The 8,414-nt window shown below is 58.6% G+C and carries 4 protein-coding genes and 4 pseudogenes; 1 reads left to right on the top strand and 7 read right to left on the bottom strand.

The genetic code is table 11. The annotated features are described in order from the left end of the window. Positions 1-127 precede the first annotated feature (127 nt). The 3 genes and pseudogenes from ACMX3H_RS14830 to ACMX3H_RS14840 form a co-directional block, all read right to left on the bottom strand. Entirely contained in the window at positions 128-1,096 is a 969-nt protein-coding gene (locus ACMX3H_RS14830) for a glycosyltransferase (protein WP_415211393.1), read from the bottom strand. After that, complete coding sequence (locus ACMX3H_RS14835) at positions 1,005-2,528, bottom strand: hypothetical protein (RefSeq protein ID WP_415211394.1); 1,524 nt, start codon at positions 2,526-2,528, stop codon at positions 1,005-1,007. Before ACMX3H_RS14835 ends, ACMX3H_RS14830 begins: the two co-directional genes overlap by 92 nt. Positions 2,529-3,076: 548 nt before the next feature. Next, positions 3,077-4,576: pseudogene (locus ACMX3H_RS14840) on the bottom strand (ABC transporter substrate-binding protein); the annotation flags it as partial. 2 nt (positions 4,577-4,578) lie between these two features. Between ACMX3H_RS14840 and ACMX3H_RS14845 the strand changes: the two are divergent. After that, positions 4,579-4,770, top strand: a pseudogene (locus ACMX3H_RS14845) (hypothetical protein); the annotation flags it as partial. Between the two features lie 296 nt (positions 4,771-5,066). On the opposite strand, the gene ACMX3H_RS14850 reads toward ACMX3H_RS14845, so the two are convergent. The 4 genes and pseudogenes from ACMX3H_RS14850 to tam form a co-directional block, all read right to left on the bottom strand. Beyond that, a complete protein-coding gene (locus tag ACMX3H_RS14850) occupies positions 5,067-5,660 on the bottom strand; it encodes an RES family NAD+ phosphorylase (protein WP_415211395.1) in 594 nt (197 codons plus the stop codon). Next, positions 5,657-6,061 (bottom strand): MbcA/ParS/Xre antitoxin family protein, encoded by a 405-nt coding sequence (locus ACMX3H_RS14855; RefSeq protein ID WP_415211396.1) that lies wholly within the window; start codon positions 6,059-6,061, stop codon positions 5,657-5,659. The genes ACMX3H_RS14850 and ACMX3H_RS14855 overlap by 4 nt, the downstream gene beginning before the upstream one ends. 84 nt (positions 6,062-6,145) lie before the next feature. Further along, positions 6,146-7,122: pseudogene (locus tag ACMX3H_RS14860) on the bottom strand (isopenicillin N synthase family dioxygenase). A gap of 450 nt (positions 7,123-7,572) precedes the next feature. Next, positions 7,573-8,291: pseudogene (gene tam, locus ACMX3H_RS14865) on the bottom strand (trans-aconitate 2-methyltransferase); the annotation flags it as partial. Between the last annotated feature and the right edge of the window lie 123 nt (positions 8,292-8,414).

Raw genomic sequence — 8,414 nt, forward strand, 5'->3', positions numbered from 1 at the left:
TTTTGCCTATAGGCTCTATTTTGTTCTTTTTTTGTTCATCGGTATCAAATACATAAATCATCCCTAAGCCTAAGAAATCCCACGAATTCCCGCCAGATCCCGCCAATTCCCGTAAGTATCAAATAAATTACTTCTCTATAAGCGTCAGGAGATGCGCGTCGGGCTGGAGAGACACCACCTCGGCGCCGGTTTCGAGTTCACCCTGCAAATGCGGCACAAAGCCCGTCATCAGCGCCTGAAAACCGTCCTTAAGCGGATAGCCGAACGCCTGCTGAATAATCGCGGCCATCTGGTCCGCGCTTTTGTCCCAGGAGGTGGCGGCGACAATCGCCTGCATCCGCGCCGCGTGCTCGTCGCGCCGCTCGAAAGACAGCGCCAGCCGATCCTCGCAGGCGGCGATGAAACCGGCGGTATCATGGCCAATCGCCACCACCTGAGAGTAGGGCTCCGCCACGTCGGTGATAGCGGTGCTGACAATCGGCAGACGGGCGGCCATATACTCCAGCACCTTGGTGGGACTGATAAAGCGGGTGGCGTCATTGCGGGCAAAGGGCAGCAGGCAGACATCCCAGCCGTCCAGAAACTGCGGTAACGCCTGATAAGGTTGCTGACCGTAATAATGAATATTGGGCCGCCGCGGCAGGCTGGCGGGGGCGATTTTCACCACCGGACCGACGATGACGCATTGCCAGTCGGGATGTCGGTCGGCCAGCGGGGCCAAAAGCGGCAAGTCCAGGCGTTCATCAATCACGCCATAGAATCCGAGGCGCGGATGCGGCAGGTCGCGTTGCAGCGGGTGATCGTTGCTCCTGTCCAGCGCCTGCTCGAAATGAACCGCGTCGACGCTGCTGGGAAAGCAATAAGCGTTATCGTGTCGCGTCTGTTTGGCACGGTGCAGGCTCTGTCCGCCGGTGAAAAGCACCTCAGCTCGGGCCAACAGCGCCGATTCGCGCTGCAGCAACTGGCGTGGAGCCTGGTTAAACGCCGCCAGTTCATCCATGTAGTCATAAATCACCAAGGCCGGATCCAACGGCGTCAACAGCGGTAGCGCCATCGGCGTGTAGAGCCAGGCAATGGGCGAGGGGGTATCGGCCATCAGCATCGTTGATCAACGGCTGTAGCCAAGGCAATTGGTCGTCGTGGAAGCCGGCCGCCCGTACCGGCGTGTGCGGCCGGCAGACGCTCACGTTAGCCACCGGGGTCGTTATCTCCAACCGCACCGCGCCCGGTTCATATACCGGCTCCTCCACAAATACGACGGCAAAATGTTGCGCCAGACGGCTAAGTAGCTGCTGCGGGCGCTGCCAGACAAAGTCCCAGCGAAGATGGCTAAATACAATGATCGTCTGCATAGTTTTATCCTGGCCCGATGGGCTATGAGTGGAAAACAGCGTCTGAAAGCGGTCGAGCTTTCGCTGCGCCCGCAGTAAGGCCGTGGCATAGGGCCGGCAAAGCGTGCGCGCCAGGGGATCGGCCGCGGCCGGCGTCACATCCCATAGACCACTGTGGTGCCAGCGCTGGGGATCTTCCCAGTCCGGCCGGTCGACGGCCGGATACAGGCAGATGCCCGTAATATCGGTGCCCTGAAGGCGCGCCTGCGTGACCTGGTCGGCGATATCCTCTATCCAGGCACCCCGGCCGCTGCCGACATGCCCCGTTTCCGCCAGCAGCAAGGGTCGTTGATAGCGCCGATGGAGCTCGCCTAACAGGCGATAAAGAGGCTTACGCCGCGGATCGCCCAGATGCCAGTGCAATCGGCGGTGACTGCCGTATTCCCATTGATTTCTGTGATAATAATTAGCGACAATAATATCCAGGTAACGCGGCGCGTCACCCAACTCTGGCGCCATCCGCCCGCACAGCATGTCCCAGGCTTCAAACTGCGACGCATTCTGTGCGGCTACCGCCTGCGGCTCATCGTCACCGTCCGGCGTGGCGATCAGGTGAATAAGCGGATCGCAGTGCAGCAAGCGAGCGCGTGGATCGGCCGCCCAAATCGCATCACACCCCGCCAGCGCCGCACACACCAGTTGGCGTTTCCCTTCCCGTCCCACATCGGCGACCGCGTCTTTGCGGCAGTGAAAGAGCTCTACCGCTAATCCCCAACTGGTAAACGAGATTTCATTGATAGGCGAATAGACCGGCGCTTTTTGGTAAAAGGGCGCCAGCCAGGCGGCCAGCGCACCGCAAAATTGTGCAAAACGCGGCACGAACCGATCAAAAAAAATATCGATATCCTCCGGCCAGCCGTAATGGCAAAAGGTCCAGCACATCTGTATGCCCAGTCGCTCAGCGGCTTCCAGCAGGCCCAGCAGAGAGGAAAAATCAAAGCGCCCCTGCCGCTCCACCAACCGCCAGCCCACGCTCTCTCGCACCGTGGTAATATGCAACTCTTTCAACCGGGCATAGTCACCAGACACACGCGCCAAATGGCCGGTCTGCTGATTCAGCGATAGGGCAAAGCCTTGGTGATTAATATGGTCGGCACCCTCGAACCCTGCCTGCCAGGGAGAATCAAATACCTTCATAGCGACGCCTCCGATGTTTTCGGCAAAGCGCGGGATGCGCCGAAATAATAAGCATTACTGGGCAGGCAGCCGGCGGCGACAAACCTTATTCAGCGCAATAACTTCTGAACCTAATAAGAAAGAGACAAACCGGTACAGACCTGCCGGCGGCCGGCCAGGCGTAGTGCTTTTTCACGCGTTAATCATGCTGCCGTTGGCGCGGGCGCGGCAGGGGCATTATCGTCAGGCTTAAGCGATGGGGTAACGTCTAAATCATAGCTAACGTTAATGCATTTGGGGAGAAAAATTGGGAATTTGTGCGCTGAACCACTTGTCATGGCCTTTCACTCGGTAAAGGGTACCTAAGTAATGTTAAAGATAATTAATGTTTTTTATCAGCGCGGCAGGGTTTGGCGGCTACCTTGCCTTGGCGTGCGTGAGCCGCGCGGTTTTTTTCGCCAGACAGTCGGACATCGTCCTGGTTTCAGGCCGAGCGCCGGGGGGAATGCCAGGGGCCAGGACGACCCACGGCGTTGCAGGGAAAAACGCCGGCTTAGCCGGCGCCGCAGCTATTTACTCACTTTATCTAATACACCATATCGGTGTTCAAGCCTTGCTGGTAGCCTTTGACGTTGGCACGCAGCACCAATACCGCTTTGCCCTGATCGATAAAGACATAGGGTGAGTTGCGTTGCAGTTCTCGCTGCAAATCGGCATACCATGGCGCGGCGTTTGACGGGATCCGTTTGTGCGACCGCCGCCAGCGTTTGCTTGTTCAGCGCCGGAATTTGCCAGCCGTTCAGCCCCGCCACGGTTCCCCCTTTGCCATCGTTATAGGCGAAGGCGCTAGCGTTGGAATGGGCATCGAAATAGTCCGGGATCCAAAGCCGTATGGCGGCCTGATGCTGACGCGCTCGCACCCGCGCATAGACCTGAGAGCCCGCCGCCGGCAGCAGTTCAAGTTTAACGCCCCCTTGAGCGAAGCTTGCCTGCAACGACTGAGCCAAGGTGATATAGGGCGGCTTGTTTTCCACGTCCAGGGTCAAATGCGCATCGCGTATGCCGGCCTGCTGCAAAATTGATTTGGCTTTTGCCGGATCGAAGGTAAAAGGATTTTCCGTTAGCGTCCCAGGCAACCCCACCGGCAGGAAACTTTGGTGGACAAAATATTGCCCTTTCAGTAAATCACGGGTAATGCCCTGGTAATCCACCAGGTAACGCGCCGCTTGCCAGAAAGCCGGATTATTGAGTAGCGGATTGGCCGGGTTCTGAGTATTGAATACCAAATAATTTTGCTCGGCGGAGGGAATCGACAGCACCTTCAACGCGTCGTCATTTTCCAGACTGGCTGTTTGATCAGGGCCAAGATCGCGGGCAATATCCGCATCCCCTTGCTGAACCAGCAGACGGCGCGAGGCGGCGTCCGGCACGTTTTTGATAATGATATTTTTTAATCGCGGCCGGTTATCGCCGGCGGGGTCATTGGCGTCCAGCACAATCGCTTCATGGGGTTGGTAGACTCGCAGCGAGAAGGGGCCACTGCCCGCGGCGTGCGTGCGTAGCCAGCCGTTGCCGTAATCATTATCGCTGACATGCGTTAACACCGTGCGGCTATCCACGATAGAGGCGATGGGCGTGGAAAGCAGATTCAGCGCCACCGCCGGGCTTATATCACTGGTCCAGCGCAGTTGCAGGGTGTGATCGTCCACGCGCGCGAGCAAACCGTCTATATTATCGGACTGCCAGCCCAAAATGTTGAGGATAAACGCCGGCGATTTGTTCAACTTAACCGCACGGCTCAAGGAGAAAATCACATCATCGCTGGTGACGCCGTTGCCGGAGGCAAAAACAGCGTCTGGCCGCAGCGTGATACGCAACGATTTGTTGGCGGCATTTTCTTGCCAGCTGGCGGCCAGCATGGGTTGCAACCGCGCGGGATCGTCGCGGTCGGCCTGAACCAATCGCTGATAGAGACTGGGAAGCGTTTGAATGCTGGACAACTCATTGCTTTCCGCCGGATCGAGACTCACGATATCGTCAAGCGATTGCGCCACGATAAGGGTTGAGGGCGCCCTATGCCTATGTGTTGTACGATCATGCCCGTGCCGCCCATGTCGCCACCATCAGGCAATGGCTGGCCCGCTATGACATTCTGCTGGTGGGCCGTTACAGCGAATGGGAATACTACAATTCGGATCATGCTTTTATCACCGGCAAAAAGGCGGCCGAAGCGCTTGCGCCGAAAATCGGCCTGGTTCGCTGACTCGCCACGCCAGGCGCGACGGGTCACGGCGGACGATAAATCAGCCTATGCGCGAGCCGACAGGATAAAACTACAGGTCGCGATGGACGGACAGCAAGCCCATTCTCGGGCCGAAGGATAAAGAGACAGGCCGCTGTTGGTAGTGTAACCGCTTATGCTCGGGCGCAGACGCTGTCTAAACAGAAGACGCCGGGTCAGAATGGCGGGTCTTCAGCCGAGGCGGCCGTTTCGTGCCCGGGCCGCCGGCTTGGTGAGGGTAATTTTGCCGATGCTGGTGATAGCCTGCCCGTCCCACATCATTTCATAGTGTGCGCACTGGCGCACGCCGGTGACGCCGGTGGGGGTAAATAACCCCCAGCACACTGCGCCGCGCCGAGGGCCTGGGAGACGTGGTAATGGCAGGGATCGTAAACGGCATGATCGGCGGGCAAGACGGTAGCGTCACGGGCGTAATCTGCGGAAAAATTCACCTGCAGACCGCGCAGCACCAGGCGTTCAAACTTCAGCCCCGGCACACGCCGCCAATAATGCTCCTGATGATAGGCCACTTCGGCGAGCGCGGTTTCCACCGTATCCGCGACATACAGCACGCCGAAAGAGCCGTCGCTGAACCGGCTGCCGTCGGGGTTAACGTGAGTAAACGGCGCCACCGCATAGGAGCAGCCGGCAATGCCGAAAGGAATCTCCCCTTTTTTCAAGCCGTTAAGAATGGCGTCTTGATCCCTGAGACGGGGATTGGTCAAAGCCTGCAGGGCATGCAGCGCATTGAATTCGTGCTCGTCAGCCACGTCGTCGAACAACAACACCGGCGGGTATTTGGAATTGATAAGACGATAACCGGTTTGATCGCACAGGGTGATCCTGGGGAGAGAGGGAAGCGTTTCCTTCACCACTGCCCTCCGCGTAAAGCATCGATGCGTTTATGAACCTCATAGAGCGCGCCGAAGCTGCCTGTACCGATAATGCGCAGCGGTGACCGGCCGCTGAAAAAGGGGTTATGATTGTCCATCGACATGAAGCCATAGACGTTTTCGGGATTGTCAAAAATCGTGCGCAGCGCAGCATGAATATTCAACAAATAGCTTATCCGTTCAAACTGGTCGTGACTGAGGGCGACAGCGGCAGGATCTTTGCGCAGCTTATACCAGCTTGCGCGCGACAGTTGCAATATACCCTGGCTTTGTTCCGGTGAGGCGCCCCACTTGTCCAGAATCGCTAACGCGGTCTTAACGCCTACCGCCGCCGCCTGCTGCTTATCCACTTTATTGTCTAACGCCGCCGACATTTGCATACGCTACCCTCCTCAACCACAATCTCATTCTAGACGAAAAAATGAAAATAATCTACTGGGAGAATAGCGTGCCGCGGCAGCCGCTCACGGCCAGAGGAGATCGGAATAATATCGCTCGGCGACATCGGGATGCGATCGCAAACGGCCTTTCAAATAATTCCAGCCAACGTCGCGCAGCAGTGGATTGTCCGGATCGCTCGCGGCGCCAGGGGCTTCAATGGACAGCGCGGGCGGCAGCGGGTAAATCGGCACGACCGCATCCAATTACGCCCCCAGAAAGAAAGCGATCGACAGCCGCTCACGTTCGGCCGGCGGCGAAACCCCGCGATGCACCGTCGCGCGCAGATAGCCATTGGTCGCCAGTTCGAGAAGTTCACCAATATTGACCACCAACGTGCCCGTTTTCGGCTCGACGTCTATCCATTTACCGGGCGCGATTTCCACCTGCAACCCTTTATTTTCATCCTGCAATAGGAAACTCAGAAAACCGGAATCTTTATGCGGTCCAACGCCTTGCCGGCTTTCCCCTTCTTTTCTGCCGGGATAGCGAATCAATTTGACATGCTCATTGGGCTTCTCGCCATAAAGCGGGTCAAACGCGCCACCCGGCAGCGATAACGACTCGGCAAACGCCCGCAGCAGCCGTAGTGCCATCCGCGTCATCTCCTGCGGCCAACGGGTCAACAGCGGCTGTATCTCCGGCAGCGCCGCCGGCCAGAGATTAGGGCCCGCAAGCGTGTCCAGGCAGGCTGCGTCACGTCACGGGGCAGCGCCGGCCGCTCCGCGCCAAGATCAAACTGTTCACGCCAGTCCGGCTGGCCGCGGGTACGCTCCGAGGCGGCGCGGTTGTAGCCGCGAAAATGGGGAGAATGGATCATCGCCACCGCTTGTACCTGACGCAATAGGTCGGGGTCGATGCCGTGGCCCGTCAGATAAAAGAAACCGATATCGTGTGCCGCCAGCCGTAACCGGGCGAGAAAAGCGTCACGCTCTTGGCCCTCGGCGTCAAACAGGGCGAGATCCAACATGGGCAGGGTATCGGGCAAAGCTGAAGATCGCATGGGCACTCCTGTATCGTTGGAATCACTCGTCGGCATACGCCCGCGCCACCGCGGCGGCAAGCCGTCACCCAGCCCGGCAGACGCGATGGCGTTATAGCGTAATAATGACAGACTACAACAAAATGCGGCCGCTGGCACTGCCCCGCCGCGACCGGTCTAGGAATGACGCCGACCGGATGCAGCGCGGCGCTGGTTAAGCATGCCGCTGCCGTTAGCGCGGCAGCGCTAACGGCAGACGAGACGTCGTCGACGCCACCCCGTGCGCAAGCGTCGGGCCAAGGGGAATATAAAGAACCACGCGCCAGACCTGGCCGGTCTCAAGTGACGACAAAGGCGCCGGGCCAAGAAAAAGAGAAGGAACCTCAGCGTCTGGCCCGGCCGGCGAATAAGCGTTGGACTCGAGCAGAAACAAAAACCTGGCGCCAGGCTATGCCGGTCCTAGCGGGAAATTCAGCGCCGGGCCACGATAAATAGGCGCGGAAAGGCCAGCAATACCCGGCCATCGGCGCGCGGCGGATAGGCTGGCGCAATCGCCTGCAGATAATCTTCAAGGAAACTGTCCCGTTCCGCGGGAGTTAGCGGGTCGAGAAACGGGCGCAGCCCGGTCGCCCGCAGCCACTCGGCGATGGCGGCCAGGGACGGCATCACATGATAATAGCGGGTTTGCCAGATATCCACGCCGGAGGCCAACGGCGCCAACAGATCGTAATAGTCGGCGGCGCTGAGAATACCCACCCGGCTAAGGGCCGCCTCGTGGATGCGGCCGCGCCATTTTGCCAAGGACGCGACCTCACGCATGGCCCGGGGGCTAGGCTCTTCCCGGTTATTCGGCATTTGCACCGCCAAGACGACGCCGGCGATCAACTGGCCCATCAGCCGCGGCAGCAACTGAAGATGCCCCCCCTCACCCATTGCAGCGAGGCATTGGCGAAAACGATATCCTGAGCCAGCGCGGTGCGCCAGGACGCCATGTCCTGCTCGATAAAATTGCACCCCGGCAGGCTGGCACGCGCGCTCGCCAGCATGCTTGGCGACGTGTCGACGCCGGTGACCCGGGCATCGGCATAACGATCCACCAACAGCGCGGTGGAATTACCCGGGCCACAGCCCAAATCGGTGATATTGTCCGCCGTGGTCAGCGGAATACGGGCCAACAGCTCCTGTGCTGGGGTAAGCGTACGCCCAGCGCCGTCTGTTAATTCCCCATCAAGTTATTGAAGATGATGTCCATTATTTTTTTAATGGGCGCAATTCATGAAACAAACCCCACCAAAACCCTCAAGACGTCGTCC

Source organism: Sodalis sp. (in: enterobacteria), from assembly GCF_047607725.1.
Classification (GTDB): domain Bacteria; phylum Pseudomonadota; class Gammaproteobacteria; order Enterobacterales; family Enterobacteriaceae; genus JBLKSS01.

Coding starts and splice junctions, on each gene's coding strand:
- ACMX3H_RS14830 (WP_415211393.1), bottom strand. CDS start 1,096: ATGGCCGATACCCCCTCGCCCATTGCCTGGCTCTACACGCCGATGGCG.
- ACMX3H_RS14835 (WP_415211394.1), bottom strand. CDS start 2,528: ATGAAGGTATTTGATTCTCCCTGGCAGGCAGGGTTCGAGGGTGCCGAC.
- ACMX3H_RS14855 (WP_415211396.1), bottom strand. CDS start 6,061: ATGCAAATGTCGGCGGCGTTAGACAATAAAGTGGATAAGCAGCAGGCG.